Below are 16,712 nucleotides of genomic sequence, written 5' to 3' on the forward strand. Positions count from 1 at the left end.
TCTTCGCCCCGCCGCCCCGAGGGACCGCCTCTGATGCCCGCTCAGCCTGCCACTCCCCTCTTCCGCGCCGCACCGGTCGCCCTGCTGCGTGCCCCGCTGCGCGGACGGTCGCAGAGACCGGACTGGGCCGCGGTGGCCGGTACCGATCGTGCGGCCTGTTTGTCGCTGCTGCGCGGGGCCGCCGGCGACTCGCTCTTCATGGACGCGCTGCGGGTGGCCAGCCCCTCGCTCGCCCGGCTCGTGGCGGCGACCGTCGGCGCGGTGAACGGGCGCAGCGACGCCCAGTTGCGCCGGGCCGTTCTGTCCGTGCTGCGCTACGAGCTGCGGCTGCGTACGCGGTGCACGCCCTTCGGGCTCTTCGCCGGGGTCGCCCCCTTGCGCTTCGAGGAGGCGGACGGGTCGGCCGACGTCGTCTGGAGCTGCGCGCCCATCAGCCGTACTCGCGTGGATCTCGACTGGCTCTTGCAAGTGATACGTCAGCTGGAGCGGCAGCCGGAGCTGCTTGGGCATCTGACCCTGCACGGGCACGCCGGCACCGTCCGGCGCGGCGGGCGGCTGGTGATGACCGCCCCCTCCAACCCGGGCAGCAGCGCCGGGGACACCGCGCGCAGCGAGGTGTCCGTGCGGCTCACCCCGGTGGTCGCCGCCGCGCTGGAGCTGGCCGGTTCGGGGCCGACCGGTGCCTCGCTCGCCGCCGGGCTCCAGCAGCGGTTTCCCCAGGCCGGTGCCGAGCAGATCTCCGGTCTTCTCGCCGCCCTGGTCCGGCAGGAGTTCCTGATCACCGGGCTTCGTCCGGTGCTCGACGGTGGCGATCCGCTCGGCTGGGTCATCGAGGTGCTGGCCGCCGCCGAGCGCTCGGCCGGGCGTCCGCTGCCCACGCTCGCCGCACTGCGGGCCGTCGCCGCCGACCGCGACCGGTACGACCTCGCACCGCTGGGCGAGCGCGCCGCCGCCCTGTCGGCGCTGGAAGACCGCATACACGAACTGGCCGGCACCGAGCGGCCGCTCCACGTCGATCTCGCCCTCGGCGCTCAGGTGCGGCTGCCGCAGACCGTCGCCGACGAGGCGGCCCGCGCCGTGGACGTGCTCTGGCGGCTCGCTCCGCACGGCCGTGGTGTGCCTCATCTGCGGTCGTTCCACCGGGAGTTCCTGGAGCGTTACGGCCTCGACCGGGTCGTCCCGTTGACCGAGCTGCTCGACGACACGGTCGGCCTGGGCGCGCCGGCCGGTTACGAGTGGCCGCCCTCCGCCAGGACGCAGGCACCGCCGCCCCAGCCCGCCGGCGCCCGGGAACCACTGCTCGCCACGATGGTCGGCACCGCCGTCCAGGCGGGCGCGCGGGAGGTCGTCCTGGACGACGAGCTGGTGGCCCGGCTGGCCGCCGCCACCACCGGATCCGGGCCGGCGCCGCGCTCCTTCCAGCTCCTGGGCTCGCTGGTCGCCACCGACCAACAGGCCCTGGCCGAAGGGGATTTCCTGCTGGTCCTCACCAGCGGGCCGAGCGACGCCGAGGCCGGTGCCACCTTCGGCCGGTTCGCGGGCCTGCCCGGAGCCGTCGAAGTCGAACCGGCCGCGGGCCTGCCCTCAGCCGCCGAACCGGTGGACTCGGTCCTCGACGAGCTGGCCGACCTGGCCTTCCCCGACGTCGAGGGCGCCCTGCACCTCGGCGTCGCCTATCAGCCACGTGCCACCCGGGCGCTCAACCTGGCCAACAGCCGCCGGTCCGCCCGGCACCAGGTGGCCATCGGCCTGCCGCCGGACCCCGGTGCGAGGGCCGTACCGCTGGAGCAGATCGGGGTGTCCGCGACCCCGGACCACCTGTACGCGGTGCACCTGCCGACCGGCCGCCGGCTGCTGCCGCACGCGCACAACGCCCTCAACCTGCACCGTCAGGCGCCGAACGCCGCCCGCTTCCTGGTGGAGGTGGGCCGGGACGCCTACCGGATGTGCGCGCCGTGGGACTGGGGCACGAGTGTCCACGCGCCGTTCCTCCCACGGGTCCGCTACGGCAGGGTGGTGCTCAGCCCGGCCATGTGGCGCCTCGACGAGCTGCGCGAGTCGACCGCGCTCGGACCGGCCGACTGGCGTACGGCGGTGGACGGTTGGCGCCGGCGCTGGCGGGCGCCCGAGCGGATCGTCCTGACGAAGTTCGACCTCCGGCTGCCGCTGGATCTCTCGCAGGCCTGGCACCTCGAACTCCTGCGTACCGCGCTCGCCAAGGATCCGGAGCTGATCGCCGTCGAAAGGGACGGCGGCGAGGACCGGAGCGACGGCTGGCTCCGGGACGCGCAGGGCCACGCCCACGCTGCCGAGCTGTGCGTCGCGTTTCTCAATAAGTCGGAGCATCGCATCGAGGCGGCGCATCCGGTGTCCCCCACCACCGAGCCCGCCCACGACCGTACGAGCGACCCCGGCGGCGACTGGCTCTACGCGCGGCTCTACCTGGCCGGGCGGCACACCGAGGGTTTTCTCGTCGAGCACCTTCCCGCGTTCCTGGCCCAGTTGCCGGGCCCGGTCGGCGAGCTGATCGACCGGTGGTTCTTCGTCCGGTACCGGGACGACGCGGACCACCTGCGGTTACGTTTCCACGGCCCGGCCGACCGGCTCTGGCCGCAGCTGCTTCCGCTGCTGCGGGGCGCGGTGGCGCGGTGGCGTGCGCAGGGGTTGGTGGGGCGGTTCGTGCTGGACGGTTACGAGCCCGAGTGGGAGCGGTACGGCGGGCCGCAGGCCCAGGCGGCCGCCGAACGGTTCTTCACCGCCGACAGCCGCACCGCGCTCGCCCTGCTCGCCGCCGAACGGCGCCGACCCCCCGGGGCCGAGCCGCCGTGGGACAAGGAAGTCCTGGGCGCGCTGTCGATCGCCTCGATCGCGCACGCCTTCGGTCCCGCGGCGCGGCCCGATACGGTCGCCGATCCGCTCGGGCGAGGCGCCGCCCCGGACCGGTCCGCTCGCGACGCGGATCGGCCCTCGGACCCGTCCGCTCGCGATGCGGATCGGCCCACCGGCCCTTCGGACCCCTCCGCCCGCTATCAGGAGCCCGCCGCCGCCTGGCTTTCCGGCGTCCCGGCCGACCCCGCCGAGCTGCCCGCCGACTTCCGGGCCCAGCGGGCGTACTGGCTCGCTCTGATCGACCCGGCCGGCGGCCACCCCGGGCTCGCGGCCCATCCGGCGGGACCTGCGGTGCTCGCCGCACTCACCGACCAAGCGGACCAACTCAAGTCGTACCGCGCCGAGTTGGACCATCTCGCGGAGCAGGGCGCGATCGCGTCACCGCTGCACCGGGTGCTCTCCGCCCTGCTCCACATGAGCTGCAACCGGCTGCTCGGCCCCGACCGGGAGGCCGAGCGGCGGGCGATGGCGCTGGCCCGCGCCTGTGTGATGGGGAACGCCGACCGAAGGAGGCACCAGCGGTGACCGCGGCCACCACCCTCATCGAATCCACCGTCGAGCGGGTCGCCGCCGCCCTGGCCGCGCCCTGGCCCGAGTCGCAACGCGCCGCACCCGTCTCACTCGAAGGCGGCACCGGCACCGCGCTCCTCCTGGCCGAACTGGCCCGCCGCGACCCGGCCCGGCTGCCCGCCGCGCACGCCCGGATCGCCCCGGCCGCCCGGGCGCTGGCCGGTACCGCCTCGGCCGGTCTCAGCCACGGCCCGGCGGCGGTCCTGGCCGCCGTCCAGGCCGCCCGGATCGGCGACCATTACGTACGGCTGCGACAGACGCTGACCACCCACCTGGCGTCCGAGCAGCTGGCCCGGCTCTCCGCACCCTCGCCCGGCCCGGGCGTGGGCTGGTCCGACTACGACGTGATCACCGGCCCGACCGGCACCGGCCGTCTGCTGCTGGCCGCGGTGACCGAAGGCGACACGGCCGAACGCGCCGCCGCCGAGCCCGCCCTGCACGCCACCCTCGACCATCTGGTCACGCTCGCCCGGCCCATCCGTGTGGACGGGCAGCTGGTGCCGGGCTGGTGGGTGCCGAACGAGCGGCAGGCGTCCGCCGGTGACCGCCGGGTCTTTCCGCGCGGTGACGTCAACCTGGGCCTCGCGCACGGCATCGCGGGCCCGCTGGCCCTGCTGGTCCGCAGCGCCGAATACGGCATCACGGTGGACGGCCAGGTGGACGCCGTGTACGCGATCGCCGGGTGGCTGGCCACCCGCGCCCGCCACGACACGTTCGGCCCCGCCTGGGAACCCCGGCTCGGCCTGGACGAGGAGATCGCCCGGGCGCGGGGTGCGGGCTCCGGGGCGGGACCAGGATCGGGCCCTGGCCCTGGCTCTGCCTCGGGCTCCGGCTCGGCCGAAGTCTCCGCGTACACCACCGCGTTCAGTGGCGCGTTCGGCGGCGCCTGGTGTTACGGGGCGGTGGGCATCGCCAACGCGCTGTTCCGGGCCGGACGGCTGACCGGCGAGGAGGACTGGGGCCGACTCGCCCTGCAGAGCGCCCACGCCCTGCTGCACCGGCCCGATGCCCTGGAGCGCCTCCAGGGCCCGACCGTCTGCCACGGCCTGGCCGGGTTCGTCCAGAGCCTGTGGCGGCTCGGCACGCTGGCCGAGGACGCGGTGCTGCTCGATCACGCCGCCACCGTCGCCGAGCAGTTGGCCGGGCTCTGGGACCCGGCGGCCGCCTTCGGCTACCGCCATGTCGCCCCGGTCGACCGGCAGAGCGGCTGGGAGAGCGACCAGCCACTGGGCCTGGAGGACAACCCCGGCGTCCTGGAGGGCGCCGCCGGGGTGGCGGCGGCCCTGCTCAGCGTCACGTCCGGCGCGCAGAGGGCGGCGGATCCGGTCTGGGACCGGGTCCTGCTGCTGTCCTGACACTCCCCGGGCCCCGGCCCCCTTCCCTGGAGATCTCTGAATGACCGTCACCGACGAACAGCCGCCGCTGGATCTGCCGCGCGGTCAGCTGCTCCTGATCGGGACCGGCGCGATCGGCGTCGTCAATCTGCCCGGCTGGGCCATGGCGCTGCGGGTGTACGGCTGGTCGATCCGGGTCTGTCTGACCGCGGCGGCGGACGCCCTGGTCTCCCGGCAGGCGCTGGCCGCGATCACCCAGGCACCGGTGAGCGGGCCGGACTGGGACATCGCCCCGGGACGGGTGCCGCACCAGGAACTGGCCGACTGGGCCGACCTCGTACTCGTCCTGCCCGCCACGGTGGACTTCATCGGCAAGCTGGCCGCCGGCATCGCCGACAACCTCGCCCTCACCACGGTCCTCAACACCTCGGCCCCCGTGGTGATCGGCCCGTCCATCCCCGCCACCGCCCTGCGCCGCCCGGCGGTCCGCCGCAACCTGCGCACCCTGCACGACGACGGCTACACCGTGGTGCCGCGCAGCCCCGCGCTCTCCGTCCACGCGGGTGGGAAGTCGGACGGCTGGACCAGCGACCTGCCCACCGCGCTCCAGGCGGCGAGCCGGAGCCTGGCGGCGGGATCCGACCCCGCCCCGGAGGCCTGAACCGCCATGAACGCCAAGGGCCCTGGTCTCCGTACGGAGACCAGGGCCCTTGTTCATCGAGCGCTGGGCAGGCCTTGCACCTACATCTCCCCACAGGAAGTGGGGCGCCTTTCCTTGGACCACCAACGCCGGGCCCGCCGCCGCTCATCACGGCCGCAAGCTCAAGATCCAATATAGCCCATCCCCACCGCCCCGTGGAACGGGTCCCTCCGTACGCGATACCACCTACTTCCGGCGCGAGTACCAGTCCAACCGCAGGCACAGCTTGCCGCCGAGCCAGTACTCGACCCACTCCCCGAGGTCCAGCGGCTGACAGTTGGGCGGCGGCAGCTTGCCGGTCGGCGGGGTCGCCGGGGGCACGGTGGGCGGGACGACGGGCGGGGTCGCCGGGGGTGTGACCGGCGTCGGAGTGGTCGGCGGCGTGACCGGCGGGGTCACCGGTGGGGTGACGGGCGGGGTGACCGGGGGCTTCACCGGCGGCGTAGGCAGCGGTGTCGGGTCCGTGCGGCCGAACAGGATCGACTTGTAGACCTGTGACGCCTTGGGGTTCGCCGCGCACTGCCAGACGCCGTGCGGGCAGTAGTCCGTGATCGTGTTGTAGAGCGGCTTGTGCGCGTCCATCCAGTCCAGCATGCGCCGCATGTATTCGGGGTTGTCGCCGTTGCGGAACAGGCCCCATTCGGGATACGAGATCTGCTTTTTGTGGGCGGCGGCGAAGTCCACCTGCTGCTGCAGCCCGTACGGTTCCTTGATCTGTTCGTCGAACTTCCGTCCCGGCGGCTGGTCGTACGAATCCATGCCGATGATGTCGACCACGTCGTCACCGGGATAGCATTCGGTCCACGGTACGGCGTCCCGCCCCCGGCTCGGTGCGAAATCGAATCGGAATTTCTGGCCGGGTACCGAGCGCATCGCGGTGACGGCCCGCCGCCAGTATTTCTTCCAGGCCTCCGGGTCGGGTCCGCAGCGATGGGTGTACGTGGTGCCGTTCATCTCCCAGCCGAGCACGATCACGGTGTCCGGGATGTTCAGCGCCACCAGGCGTTCGGCGAGCGCCTTGAAATGCCGGTCGAAGCGTCCTTCTTCGCCCGCCTGCAGCAGGCGTCGCACCGCGTGGTCGGAAAGGCCGTCCTCGTTGGACGCCTGCATGGGGACGTTGAGGACGAAAAGGCGGTCGGCGCGCTGGCGGCGCCAGGCGGCCCAGCTCTCCAGGAATCGGGCGCGGCCCTCGATATCCGCCCAGCTCCCGCCGGGCAGATAGGTGTGACCCACTCTCAGTTCCGCTCCCCCGAGCCATTTCTCCAGTTCGCCCATGCGCTGGACACCTCGGTCGTCGGACTCCAGGAACGCGCCGAACCACGTGGTGGAGGGGTGCACCGGGCCGGGGCCGACGCCGCTGGTGGGGTCCGGGTCGCGGAGCGGCGGGGCGACGGCGAGGCAGGAGAGGAGCGCGCCGGCCGCGAGCGCCGAGCACGCCACTTTGTACGTCGCCGTGGCCGCCCCGCGCTTTTGCCGGTGCTTCCCGTGGCGCTGCTTCACGTGGCGGTGCTTCCCCTGGCGCATGTCCACTCCTTGGTGCCGAGTCACTCCCCATACTCGATATACCCGGTGGGAAAATATTCTTATTGCTCTGATTGGGAAGATAATCCGTTCGGGTAACCCGCATACGCAGTTCACCGAGACCCAGAAGGGCATCGTGAGGATGCCACATCCCCTGCACACGCTCGACCGCCGCATTCCCGCAGTACTTCTGAGGATCGATCAGAACCCGTTCCACCATGGCACCCTGGGAGCCGTCCGTTCACTCGGCCGAGCTGGTGTGGACGTACACCTCGTCGCCGAATCCGCGTCAAGTCCCGTCACCCGCTCGCGATATCTGCGCCCCGGCCGCATTCACCCGCCACCGCGCGGCCGTACGGACGAGGACGTACTCGCCTCGCTCCTCCGCGTTTCGGACTTCATCGGCCGACCGGCCGTACTCATCCCCCTGGACGATCTCGGCGCGCTCGCCGTCGCCCGGCTGCGGGAGCAGATCGGCGGGAGATTTCTGCTTCCTGAGCAGCGCGCCGACATCGTCGAATCCCTCGCCGACAAAGCGGAACTGGCCCGCCTGTGCGCGGCGTACGACATCGCGCATCCCACCACCGTCATTCCCGCGAGCGCCGAAGAAGCGGCGGCGGCCGTCGCCGAGCTCGGGCTGCCCGTCGTCGCCAAGTGGAGTCGGCCGTGGCTGCTTCCGTACGGCTCGGGGCTGCGCAGTACGACGCTGGTGCGCTCGGCGCGCGAGGCGGGCGAGCTGTACGCCCGGCGGGGCGCGGCCGGCAGTGCGCTGCTGCTTCAGCGGTTCCTGCCCGCCGGGCCCGGCCGGGACTGGTTCTTCCACGGGTGCGCGGGCCGCGACGGTACGGTCCGGGCGGGCGGCGTCGGGCGCAAGGACCGCGCCTGGCCCGCCGAGGCCGGTCTGACCGCCGTCGGCCGCTGGGTGCCCAACCCGGCCGTCGAGGCGACCGCCCGCCGTCTGATCGCCGCTCTCGGCTACCGGGGCATCGCCGACCTCGACTTCCGCCTCGACCCGGCGACCGGCGCGTACCACCTGCTGGACTTCAACCCCCGCCCCGGCGCCCAGTTCCGCCTGTTCACCGACCGGTCGGGGCTCGACGTCGTCCGCGCGCTCCATCTGGATCTGACGGGCCGCCAGGTGCGTACGGGCGGGACGGCGCCGGGCCGCCGTTTCGTCGTCGAGAACTACGCGCTGTTGTCGCTGCTGGTGGAAGGCAGGCGGCCCCGGCCCGCCACCGGCCGGACCGAGGGTGCCTGGTTCGCTCTCGACGACCCCGCGCCCGCGGTCGCCATGACCGCGGGCTGGGGTCTGCACGCCGCCCGCAAGGGGCTGACCGCGCTCGTACGGTCGGGTCAGCGGCGGGCGGACGCCGTGGCCGTGCCCCGGCGGTAGAGGATCCCGCCGCCGATCAGCAGCCCGATGCTGGCCGCCGCGGCCGCGCCGAGCACGTCGGCGTTCCCGCCGGTCGCGGCGAGCTGCGCACGCTCGGGCGCCGCCGTGACCGGGGGCTTTGCGTGCCGGGGGCCGTGGTGCGGCACGGACTCGCGTACGTGCGGCGGCATCGCCCGGGACGCGGGCGGCGCCACGGTGCGGTGCGGGGTCATCGGCGTCGCGTGCTGAGGGGGCGTCACGTGCTGGGCTGGAGGCGTCTGCTCGTGGCGCGGCGGGACCGTGACCGGCGGGGTCACCGGGGGCGTGACCACGGGCGGCTTGGCCGCCGGGGGCTGCGGCGCGGGCGGGACCTGGGTCACCGGCGGCTTCGGGGCCGGACGGTGGTGCACGGGCGGCTTCGGGGCCGGGGTGTGATGCACGGGTGGGGTGTGCACCGGCGGGGTGTGGTGCACGGGTGGAACATGGTGCATCGGGGGCGTGTGGTGGACCGGCGGAACGTGGTGCACCGGGGGCATGTGATGCACCGGCGGCATCAACGGCGGCGCGTGCGGCACCTGGTGGTGGACGACCGGGCGGTGCGGCTTCGGCGCGTGCTGCATGGGCGGCGCGGGGTGCGTCGGCGGCTTCGAGACAGGCGGCTTGGCCATCGGGGGCTGCGCGACCGGCGGCGCGGGGGCGGGCGGCGCCGGAGTGGGCGGCGGCGTCGGGGCGTGGGCCCGCTGGGGGTGGTACGGGGGCGCCTCGTGGTGCGGGGCCTTCTCCGTAGCGGCGGCGCAGCGGTTGCCGAACGCCGGGTTCAGCAGCCCGATGAGGTCGGCCGTGTTGCCGCACAGGTTCACCGGCGCCTTCACGGGCGCCTGGGCCGCGTTGCCGGACAGCACGCCCGGGGAGCCGTGGACATCGGCGTGCGTCTCGCCGGAAGGGGCGCCGTGGCGGTGCTCGGAGCCGTACTCGCGCTCCTCGTCGTAGTACTCGCGATGGTGGCGGTGTCCGCCGTAGCCGCGGTCCTCGTCGTACGACCGCTCGGAGCCGTAGTCGTCCTCGTCGTCCCGGTACGACGAACGGTCGTCGTCCGAGTCGCGGTAGTGCTCACGGTAGGACTCGTGCCGCTCGTGCCGGCCCGACTCCTGCTCTCCGTGCGAACACCCGTTGCCGAACGCCGGGTTGAGCGCGCCCACCGGGTCCACCGTGTTGCCGCACACGTTCACCGGGACTTCGAGCGGCGCCTGAATGGAGTTGCCCGACAGGACACCGGGCGATTCCCCGTTCTCGGAATTCGCTTCGGCCGCATGAGCGCCGGCGCCGCTCATGGAGAGAACACTGGTGGCCGCCATGGCCGTGAACAGTGTCTTGGTGATGACCTGTCGCAATGCGATGCCTTCCTTGATCCTGCTCACGGTCCCTGTCGGGTGCCGGCTTCGGGATATGCCGCCGCACGTCCCGAAGCCGGCGGGAGAAATCCGTTGTGCGTTGTCAGTCGTTCACGCACGTGTTGCCGAACGCGGGGTTCAGCAGCGCGAGGAGGTTGACCGAGTTACCGCACACGTTGACCGGCACGTGGACCGGGACCTGGATGACGTTGCCCGACAGGACACCCGGGGAGCCGTGGGCAGCGCCGTGCGCGTCGGAGTCGGCGAGGGCCGGGGCGGCCGCGCCCGCCGCCATCATGAGGCCGGCCAGGACGGTCGCAGTCTTCTTGTACGTCACTTGTTTTCTCTTTCCTCTGAGAAAGCCCATCGCAACGAATTGTTGCGCGCGGCACACTCCGGAGAGGCACCGCTGACGAATTGGTAACGATCGCGCCCGGTAAAGGAAACCAGCGGCGGGGCGTACGCCGCGTATTCACTCGCTTGGCACTCGGCCGGGCCGGTGCACCACACACGCGTAACCGGCAAAGAAATGAAGCTGCCGGCACCTCGGGAAACGAGGTGCCGGCAGCCCGGTCGCTCGGAGCCTCAGCGTCGCGCCCGGCAGGCCGGAACCCGGCAGGCTGGAATCAGCCGCCGACGGAAACGGCCGCCGTCGGAAATCAGCTGCCGCTCGCGCCGTTCCCGGACAGGACCGGGATGTTGGAGAGGATGTGCGACAGCGGCTCGTCGCCCTTGGCCTGCGTGGAGTTCTCCGTGCACTGCTGGTTCTGCGGGGCCGACAGGATCGGCACGTCCTGGAGGACGGTGACCGGGACGAAGCCGACGACGGAGCCGACGTTCGCCTTGATCGGCAGGCCGACACAGGGCTTGTTGAGCGTGCCCTGGACCAGGCCCAGCTGCGGGCTCATGTCACCCTCGGTCTTCTGGTTGCCGAAGGCCTGCTTGGCGTTGTTGCCGCTGAACGACGTGGTGCCGTTGTCGTTGCCGATGGCCATGGCCTGGGGGGCGGTGACGGCCGCGGCACCGAGGATGGACGCGGTGACCGCGGTAGCCGCCATAACCTTCTTGATCACGGGGTGTTCCTTTTCTGGAGAGAGGAGTTCACGCGTTTACTGCACTCCGATCAACTGCCTTGGTGGGGTTTAGTTATGCCCATTCACCCGATCGGTGGGGACCCGAATTCAGGGTGTCGCGCGGCGCGCCACGGGGGCGAACGTATGCAGGCCGTTTATCATTCCGTTTCGTTTCTCCGGAGATCTCCAGCGGATCTTCGGAACCGGTAGCGGGACGACAACAGGAGGCCCTTTGAAGCGCGCGAGCGCGGCTGACGCGGGTGCCGGCAGACGGCGGCGCCGCGGTTTCTGGAGCGACAGGGAGCTGAGGCTGGTGGACCGCCTCGCGGCGCTGCACACCCAGCTCGACGCCCTGCACCAGGAGCGCGCCGCCCTGATCTCCTATGTGGCGCGGCTGCACGGCGGCGATGTCACCTCGGAGCGTACGGGCTGGTCACTGGTGCATGTGCACACGGCGGCGGGCCGGCTGTCGTGGCGGGTCGCGCCGGACGACTGGCATCTGTTCGCAGGCCTCGGTGACCGCCCGGCCCCGGCGCCGGCCGACAAACTACCCCATCTGCGCACGGCCGAGACCAACACCCGGCTGTCCTTCCTCCATCTGCACCGGCGTCCCAACATGGCGGCGGCGAAGCGCGGTTGACACCTGGCATCGGCATTCGTTCCGGCGTCTCCCCCTCGTCCGTCTGTCCGGTATTGCCGGGGAGCGGATGATATCGGCCGTACGGGTGACAGCGGGAAACCTAAGCGCGACAAGTCAGTTGACCAGATAGCTCCGACAGCTCCGTCCGGGGCATCCATTCCGGGCGGGGCATCCATGAGGAAGGGACCAGCGTGTTCAAGAAGGCTATGGCGGCAGTTGCCGTTTCCGCGTCGGTCGTGGGAGTTTCCGCGACCGCGGCGCCCCAGGCCCTGGCCATCGGGAACGACAACGGGACCACCACTTTCAGCGGCAACAACGCGATGCAGGCCTACGGCAATTCCTCCACGTACGGAAACATGAGCCCGCAGTTCGCACTTATTCAGGGCTCTTTCAACAAGCCCTGTATCGCGCTTCCGGCGAAGGGGAACATCGGCTCGGTCGTCGGTGTCGTCCCGGTCACCGTCCTCCAGGACGTGCCGGTCCTCTCCGCCCCGCAGAACCAGCAGTGCACCGAGAACTCGACCCAGGCCAAGGGCGACGAGCCGCTCTCGCACATCCTCGACAACATCCCGGTCCTGTCCGGAAACGGCGCGCACCACAGCTGACGGACGCCGGCTGACGCGCACAAAGGGCCGGACCACCGCGGTGGTCCGGCCCTTTCCCGTACGTACGCGTGCTCAGGCGGGCCAGCAGGGGCGGGTGATCACGGCCGTCCACTCGCGGTCGGGGCGGCCGGGCAGGGTTCGGCCCTCGGCGGCCCAAGTGGCGGCGAGCTCCCGGTAGATCGGTGGTTCCGGTGCCCCGGGCGCGGGCGGGGCGGACTCGGTGCGGCTCGCGGTGCGGCTGGCGGGGATGAACGCCTGTCTGTGCCAGGCGCGTTCGGGCTCCGTCATGTTTCCTCACCTCGCGATCCGGCGGACAGATGTCTTCACCCATACCGTGCGGCACGCCGGTTAACAGCCTGAATGAGCCATCCGGGCTATTCCTCCCCATTCCCAGCATCCAGCGCCCCGTCCACCCGTTGATCGTTGCAGATCTCCGTCAGTGGAGTCGGACTCATAGAGGAGCCAACATGCAGAAGTTGTGGTCGGTCGCGGCCGTCGCCGCAGCCGTCTCCGGTGCCACGGTGATGGTGGCGCCGCAGGCCCTGGCCATCGGGAACGACGGCGGGACCACGTCGTTCAGCGGCAACGACGCCGAGCAGAAGTTCGGCAACTCGGTCACCAAGGGGAACATGAGCCCGCAGCTCGGCGTCATCCAGGGCACCCTCAACAAGGCCTGCTTCGGCGTTCCGGCGAAGCTGAACGTGGGCTCGGTCGTCGGTTGGGTCCCGGTCACCGTCCTGCAGGACGTGCCGGTCCTCTCCGCCCCGCAGAACCAGCAGTGCACCGAGAACTCCACGCAGGCCAAGGGCGACGAGCCGGGCTCGCACATCGCCAGCAACATCCCGATCCTGTCCGGGAACGGCGCCCGGAACAGCTGAGCCACGCCACGGACACCGGGTCGGCGCATCTCCGCCAGGGGGTGCGCCGACCCGGTTCTGTTGTGCCCGGTCCTGTGCTGTCGTACGGGGGCGTCTTCTGTCGTACGGAGGCGTCCCGTTTGCCGTACTGGCTCGTTGGGCTTCGTGAGATGAGCACAAGGAGGCACTTCATGACCGCGCCGACGACGACCCGCCCGTCCCGGATGCGCAACCCCGCCGTGGTGCTGCCCGCCGCGATGCGCCCGCTCCTGGACATCTTCGAGGCCGCCAAGCAGGGCGGAGTGCCGCAGCGGACCCTGGAGCTGGTCCATCTGCGGGCCAGCCAGATCAACGGGTGCAGCTACTGCGTGTTCGGCGGGGTGGCCAGCGCCAAGAAGGCGGGCGAGAGCGACGAGCGGCTGCATGTGGTGGCCGCCTGGCGCGAGGCGGGCTGCTTCACCGCGCCCGAGCGGGCGGCGCTCGCCCTGGCCGAGGCCGCGACGCGCCTGGCCGACCGCCCCGATCCGGTGCCGGACGCCGTCTGGGACGAGGCCGCCCGCCACTACGACGAGACGCAGCTCGCCGCGCTGACCCTGATGATCGCTTTGACGAACCTGTTCAACCGGCTCAACGCGGCGACGCGGCAGCCGGCCGGGGCGACCTGGTAACCAGGTCCCCTACGCGTATCAGAGCAGCAGCTCAGAGCGGCAGCGTTATCCCGAGCTCGCGCATCGCCGAGGACGGCGGACCGCCCTCCGAGCGCTCGGTCTTGCGGCCCTTGCTGCCCGGGGCCAGCGTGCGCGGGTCGATGGCCTCGGCGGGGGCGCCCGTCGCGTACAGGCCGTCCGGCTCGCTGTCGCGGTCGTGCGGCAGGACCCAGAAGACGCGCCGTCGCCAGGTGCCGGACGACGGGGACGCCTTGGCCTTGGGGCCGAGCAGCGCGTAGCCGACCATGCGGCCGTCGCGGTGGTAGGCGGGCTTGCTGCGCCGCGTCGGCAGCCTGTCCAGGCTCTGGCGCACGTAGTCGAGTACGGAGATGTCCTCCAGCCAGACCAGCTCGGTCTCGTGGCTGATCTCGTCGTCGGTGATCAGGGAGCTCATGCCCTCTCCTCGTCGGCGAGCAGTCCGATGCCCGGGTAGTACTTCCGCGAATTGGACAAGATCATCTCCTTGGGCGAGGCCAGCCCGACCAGTTCGCGTGCGCGCGCGGCGAACGCGCGGGAGGTGATGACGGGTGCCCCCTCATTCTGACACCAGGCCCGGTACGCGGCGTAGAGGCGGGTCTGCTCCGCCCGGTGGTCGGGGTGCAGGGCGCAGCTCTCCTCGAAGAAGCGCCCGGTGTGGTCCTCGGTCTCCGCGTACACGGTCGTGGCGATGCGTACGCGCGCGGGGCCGGTGAGGTCCTTGTCGCCGCCCAGGTAGCGGCGGGCGCCGTCGATGAGCCAGTTGAGGATGCCGGGGCCCTCCTCGGTGACCAGCACGTCCGCCAGGTTGTCGATCTTGCGCTCGTCGGAGACGACGCGCTCGAACGGGATCAGCCGCATGCGCCGCCAGAACGCGAAGCCGCCGGTGCCGACCTCGGGGCGGTGGTTGCCCAGCAGCCAGAGCTTGTGGGTGGGCTGGAAGCTGAAGAAGTCCTGCCGCATCCGGCGGGCCTTGATGCGGTCGCCGCCGGTGAGCAGCTTGACGCGGGCCTCGTCGAACTTGTCGCCGGGCTTGACCTCGGAGCACACGATGACGCGCCGCCCGTGCAGTTCGGCCAGGTCCGTGGGGTGGCCCTCGAAGGGCCGGGCCATCAGGAAACCGGGGGGCCCGGCGTCGGCGTAGTCGCCGAGCAGCTTCATCACCACATCCAGAAGTACCGATTTGCCGTTCTTGCCCGAGCCGAACAGGAACGGCATGATCTGCCCGCCGACGTCCCCGGTGATCGAGTAGCCGAGCAGCAGATGCAGGAACGCGATCATCTCCGCGGATTCCTCGTCCTCACCGAACGTGTCGGTCAGGAAGCGGTTCCAGCGGGGCGTTGCCATCTGGCGGGGCCCGGTCGAGGTCGAGCGGGAGTGGAAGTCCTTGTTGGGGTCGGGGGTGCGCACCAGGCCCGTACGCAGGTCGACGATCCCGGCGGGGGTGCACAGCGCGTACGGGTCGGCGTCGAGCAGGGCCGCGTTCAGGACCATCCCGGGGGCCGAACGCGCCTGCGCCAGCATCGCGTTCATCCCGGACGTCGACAGGGCCCGGCGGCGGTGCTGCTGGAGCGCCTGGACGGTGTAGAGGCCGCGCGGGTCGTTGGCGGCGATGTTCTCGGCCAGGTCCCCGGCCGCCCACATCACGGTGTCGTCCTCGTCGAGCTGCCAGCGTGTGGTGTCCCAGCGGTACCAGCCAAGGCCCGGGACATGGCGGTAGTCGTCGGCGAACAGCCTCACGAACAGCTTGGCGTTGCCGCGGTCGGTGAGCGTGTCGGGCAGCAGCCCGGCCTCGGTCGCGTCAGGGGCGTGCGTACGGGCCTCCGAGCCGCCCTGGGCGGGCAGTACGGGCCCGGCGTGGTCGGGGGCCTTGGCGTGCCCTGTGGGGGCCGTGTGCGCAAGGATCTGCGACGCGACGGTCTGCGGGTCGAAGTCGAACAGCACATTGTCGTTGCTGCCGTTGCCGGAGGCGGTCACGGGCGGCTCCGGAGCTGAAGGGGGCGGCGGGAGCCGGCGGCCATGCCACTGCGGACCACCGCGGCCGAGCGGCGGTCCTGGCCGGGCCGGGCGAACTCGGCGGCCTCCATCAGGCCCCGCTCGGCGGCCTCCTCGGTGAGGTACCCGGCGGCCACGAGCCCGCCCACGGTGTACGCGGCCCGGTTCAGCTTGTCCGTGAAGCCCGCGCCCTCGGGAACCGAGGCGCAGTCGGCGACTTCGGCGAGCGCCGAGGCCAGCACCCGGGTGGCCTGGTCGCGTCCGCCGCCCGCCGCGATGACGGCCTGGCGGGCACGGGAGGGCGCCATGGGGCGTACGAGCCGCTGTGCGGCCTCCTGAGCGTCCCGCAGGTGCCCGGTGCGCTCCAGCTCCCCCGCGAGCCAGGAAGGCAGCACAGCGGGCTCCTTGGCCCCTTCCAGGGGTGTGTAGGTCCCGGCGGGGGTCACGGTCCCGGGCGCGACGATGTAGCCGCCGTGCGCCCGTACGTCGACCTGCCAGGCCAGCGAACTGCCGCCGCCCGAACCGACGGAGGAGTGCCAGCGGCGCCCGTCCTCGGCCGCCCGGTACCAGACGTGCAGCCCGCCCGAGGGGGTGCGCACCCGCAGCGTCGAGGCGTCGTCGGCGGGGCTGGGGTGCCCGCGCAGGGCGGCCAGGACGGCGAGGGTGTGGAAGCCGTTGGACAGTCCGCGCAGGTCGACGTCGGGGTGGATCGGGATGCCCGGCAGGAGCAGGTCCCGGGCGGGCGGCGGCTGGTCGTGGTCGTCGACGTCGACGACGACCAGGCCCGCTGGACCGCAGGCGACCCCGACTCCGAGTCCGGGGTGCGCGCCCCACCACGTACCGATGCGCTCGGGGTCGACGGTCGCTGCGTGGAAGCCGTGGCACCAGCGGCCGGCGTCCAGACAGGCGCAGCCTTCCCGGCGGTGGCCCGGCAGGCGGCAGTCCGCGCAGTTGGCGACGGGGGTCTTGCGGCCCGGCGAGAGCGGGTGCACGGGCCAGCCCCGCGAGGCACACCAGCGGGCCATGGCCAGGGGTTGGCCGGGGTTCCCGGTCTGGGGGGCAGCGACTGAAGGCGCAGCGAG

16 protein-coding genes are annotated in these 16,712 nt (G+C 72.2%); 8 read left to right on the forward strand and 8 right to left on the reverse strand.

The features are described from left to right. Positions 1–33 precede the first annotated feature (33 nt). The 3 genes from BG418_RS22660 to BG418_RS22670 are packed head-to-tail and all read left to right on the forward strand — an operon-like array spanning position 34 to position 5,454. Positions 34–3,414 (forward strand): lantibiotic dehydratase, encoded by a 3,381-nt coding sequence (locus BG418_RS22660; RefSeq protein WP_188275801.1) that lies wholly within the window; start codon positions 34–36, stop codon positions 3,412–3,414. Further along, a complete protein-coding gene (locus BG418_RS22665) occupies positions 3,411–4,814 on the forward strand; it encodes a lanthionine synthetase C family protein (protein ID WP_188275802.1) in 1,404 nt (467 codons plus the stop codon). The genes BG418_RS22660 and BG418_RS22665 overlap by 4 nt, the downstream gene beginning before the upstream one ends. 40 nt (positions 4,815–4,854) lie before the next feature. Then, complete coding sequence (locus tag BG418_RS22670; RefSeq protein ID WP_188275803.1) at positions 4,855–5,454, forward strand: flavoprotein; 600 nt, start codon at positions 4,855–4,857, stop codon at positions 5,452–5,454. Positions 5,455–5,679: 225 nt separating this feature from the next. Here BG418_RS22670 and BG418_RS22675 read toward each other — a convergent pair whose 3' ends face one another. Then, complete coding sequence (locus BG418_RS22675) at positions 5,680–7,017, reverse strand: glycoside hydrolase family 26 protein (RefSeq protein ID WP_223185293.1); 1,338 nt, start codon at positions 7,015–7,017, stop codon at positions 5,680–5,682. A gap of 256 nt (positions 7,018–7,273) precedes the next feature. Here BG418_RS22675 and BG418_RS22680 point away from each other — a divergent pair, with 256 nt between their 5' ends. Further along, entirely contained in the window at positions 7,274–8,407 is a 1,134-nt protein-coding gene (locus BG418_RS22680; protein ID WP_188275804.1) for an ATP-grasp domain-containing protein, read from the forward strand. Here BG418_RS22680 and BG418_RS40935 read toward each other — a convergent pair. The 3 genes from BG418_RS40935 to BG418_RS22695 all read right to left on the reverse strand — a co-directional run bounded on the left by BG418_RS40935 (position 8,368) and on the right by BG418_RS22695 (position 10,850). Then, positions 8,368–9,804, reverse strand: a complete 1,437-nt coding sequence (locus BG418_RS40935; RefSeq protein ID WP_317453727.1) for a chaplin family protein — start codon at positions 9,802–9,804, stop codon at positions 8,368–8,370. The two genes, BG418_RS22680 and BG418_RS40935, sit on opposite strands and share 40 nt — an antisense overlap. Before the next feature lie 76 nt (positions 9,805–9,880). After that, positions 9,881–10,144 (reverse strand): chaplin, encoded by a 264-nt coding sequence (locus BG418_RS22690; RefSeq protein ID WP_188275805.1) that lies wholly within the window; start codon positions 10,142–10,144, stop codon positions 9,881–9,883. 292 nt (positions 10,145–10,436) lie between these two features. Next, complete coding sequence (locus BG418_RS22695; RefSeq protein WP_188275806.1) at positions 10,437–10,850, reverse strand: rodlin; 414 nt, start codon at positions 10,848–10,850, stop codon at positions 10,437–10,439. A 313-nt stretch (positions 10,851–11,163) separates the two neighbouring features. Between BG418_RS22695 and BG418_RS22700 the strand changes: the two genes are divergently transcribed. Further along, a complete protein-coding gene (locus BG418_RS22700; RefSeq protein WP_188275807.1) occupies positions 11,164–11,490 on the forward strand; it encodes a hypothetical protein in 327 nt (108 codons plus the stop codon). A gap of 191 nt (positions 11,491–11,681) precedes the next feature. Next, positions 11,682–12,095, forward strand: coding sequence for a rodlin (locus tag BG418_RS22705; protein WP_188275808.1), 414 nt, complete (start codon positions 11,682–11,684; stop codon positions 12,093–12,095). Between the two features lie 72 nt (positions 12,096–12,167). Here the strand turns inward: BG418_RS22705 and BG418_RS22710 are convergent, their stop codons facing one another. Beyond that, positions 12,168–12,383 (reverse strand): hypothetical protein, encoded by a 216-nt coding sequence (locus tag BG418_RS22710; protein WP_188275837.1) that lies wholly within the window; start codon positions 12,381–12,383, stop codon positions 12,168–12,170. Positions 12,384–12,562: 179 nt separating this feature from the next. On the opposite strand from BG418_RS22710, the gene BG418_RS22715 reads away from it, so the two are divergent. After that, a complete protein-coding gene (locus BG418_RS22715; RefSeq protein WP_188275809.1) occupies positions 12,563–12,973 on the forward strand; it encodes a rodlin in 411 nt (136 codons plus the stop codon). A 170-nt stretch (positions 12,974–13,143) separates the two neighbouring features. Beyond that, the gene (locus BG418_RS22720) at positions 13,144–13,620 is read left to right on the forward strand and encodes a carboxymuconolactone decarboxylase family protein (protein WP_223185294.1); all 477 of its coding nucleotides are present in this window, start codon (positions 13,144–13,146) and stop codon (positions 13,618–13,620) included. Between the two features lie 31 nt (positions 13,621–13,651). Here the strand turns inward: BG418_RS22720 and BG418_RS22725 are convergent, their stop codons facing one another. Genes BG418_RS22725 through BG418_RS22735 form a run of 3 tightly spaced genes read right to left on the reverse strand, consistent with a single transcriptional unit; the run spans position 13,652 to position 16,655 of the window. Beyond that, a complete protein-coding gene (locus BG418_RS22725; RefSeq protein WP_067157137.1) occupies positions 13,652–14,053 on the reverse strand; it encodes a DUF6009 family protein in 402 nt (133 codons plus the stop codon). Next, positions 14,050–15,612 (reverse strand): phage/plasmid primase, P4 family, encoded by a 1,563-nt coding sequence (locus tag BG418_RS22730; RefSeq protein ID WP_398999870.1) that lies wholly within the window; start codon positions 15,610–15,612, stop codon positions 14,050–14,052. The genes BG418_RS22725 and BG418_RS22730 overlap by 4 nt, the downstream gene beginning before the upstream one ends. Continuing rightward, positions 15,609–16,655, reverse strand: a complete 1,047-nt coding sequence (locus tag BG418_RS22735) for a bifunctional DNA primase/polymerase (RefSeq protein ID WP_188275810.1) — start codon at positions 16,653–16,655, stop codon at positions 15,609–15,611. The genes BG418_RS22730 and BG418_RS22735 overlap by 4 nt, the downstream gene beginning before the upstream one ends. Positions 16,656–16,712: the final 57 nt, after the last annotated feature.

The organism is Streptomyces sp. CBMA152 (genome assembly GCF_014596475.1).
In the GTDB taxonomy this organism is placed as follows: Bacteria; Actinomycetota; Actinomycetes; order Streptomycetales; family Streptomycetaceae; genus Streptomyces.

Bases quoted from the DNA above. Each gene is read 5' to 3' on its own strand.
- BG418_RS22660 (WP_188275801.1), top strand. From the start codon at position 34: ATGCCCGCTCAGCCTGCCACTCCCCTCTTCCGCGCCGCACCGGTCGCC.
- BG418_RS22670 (WP_188275803.1), top strand. From the start codon at position 4,855: ATGACCGTCACCGACGAACAGCCGCCGCTGGATCTGCCGCGCGGTCAG.
- BG418_RS22675 (WP_223185293.1), bottom strand. From the start codon at position 7,017: ATGCGCCAGGGGAAGCACCGCCACGTGAAGCAGCGCCACGGGAAGCAC.
- BG418_RS22690 (WP_188275805.1), bottom strand. From the start codon at position 10,144: ATGGGCTTTCTCAGAGGAAAGAGAAAACAAGTGACGTACAAGAAGACT.
- BG418_RS22710 (WP_188275837.1), bottom strand. From the start codon at position 12,383: ATGACGGAGCCCGAACGCGCCTGGCACAGACAGGCGTTCATCCCCGCC.
- BG418_RS22715 (WP_188275809.1), top strand. From the start codon at position 12,563: ATGCAGAAGTTGTGGTCGGTCGCGGCCGTCGCCGCAGCCGTCTCCGGT.
- BG418_RS22720 (WP_223185294.1), top strand. From the start codon at position 13,144: ATGACCGCGCCGACGACGACCCGCCCGTCCCGGATGCGCAACCCCGCC.
- BG418_RS22725 (WP_067157137.1), bottom strand. From the start codon at position 14,053: ATGAGCTCCCTGATCACCGACGACGAGATCAGCCACGAGACCGAGCTG.
- BG418_RS22735 (WP_188275810.1), bottom strand. From the start codon at position 16,655: ATGGCCCGCTGGTGTGCCTCGCGGGGCTGGCCCGTGCACCCGCTCTCG.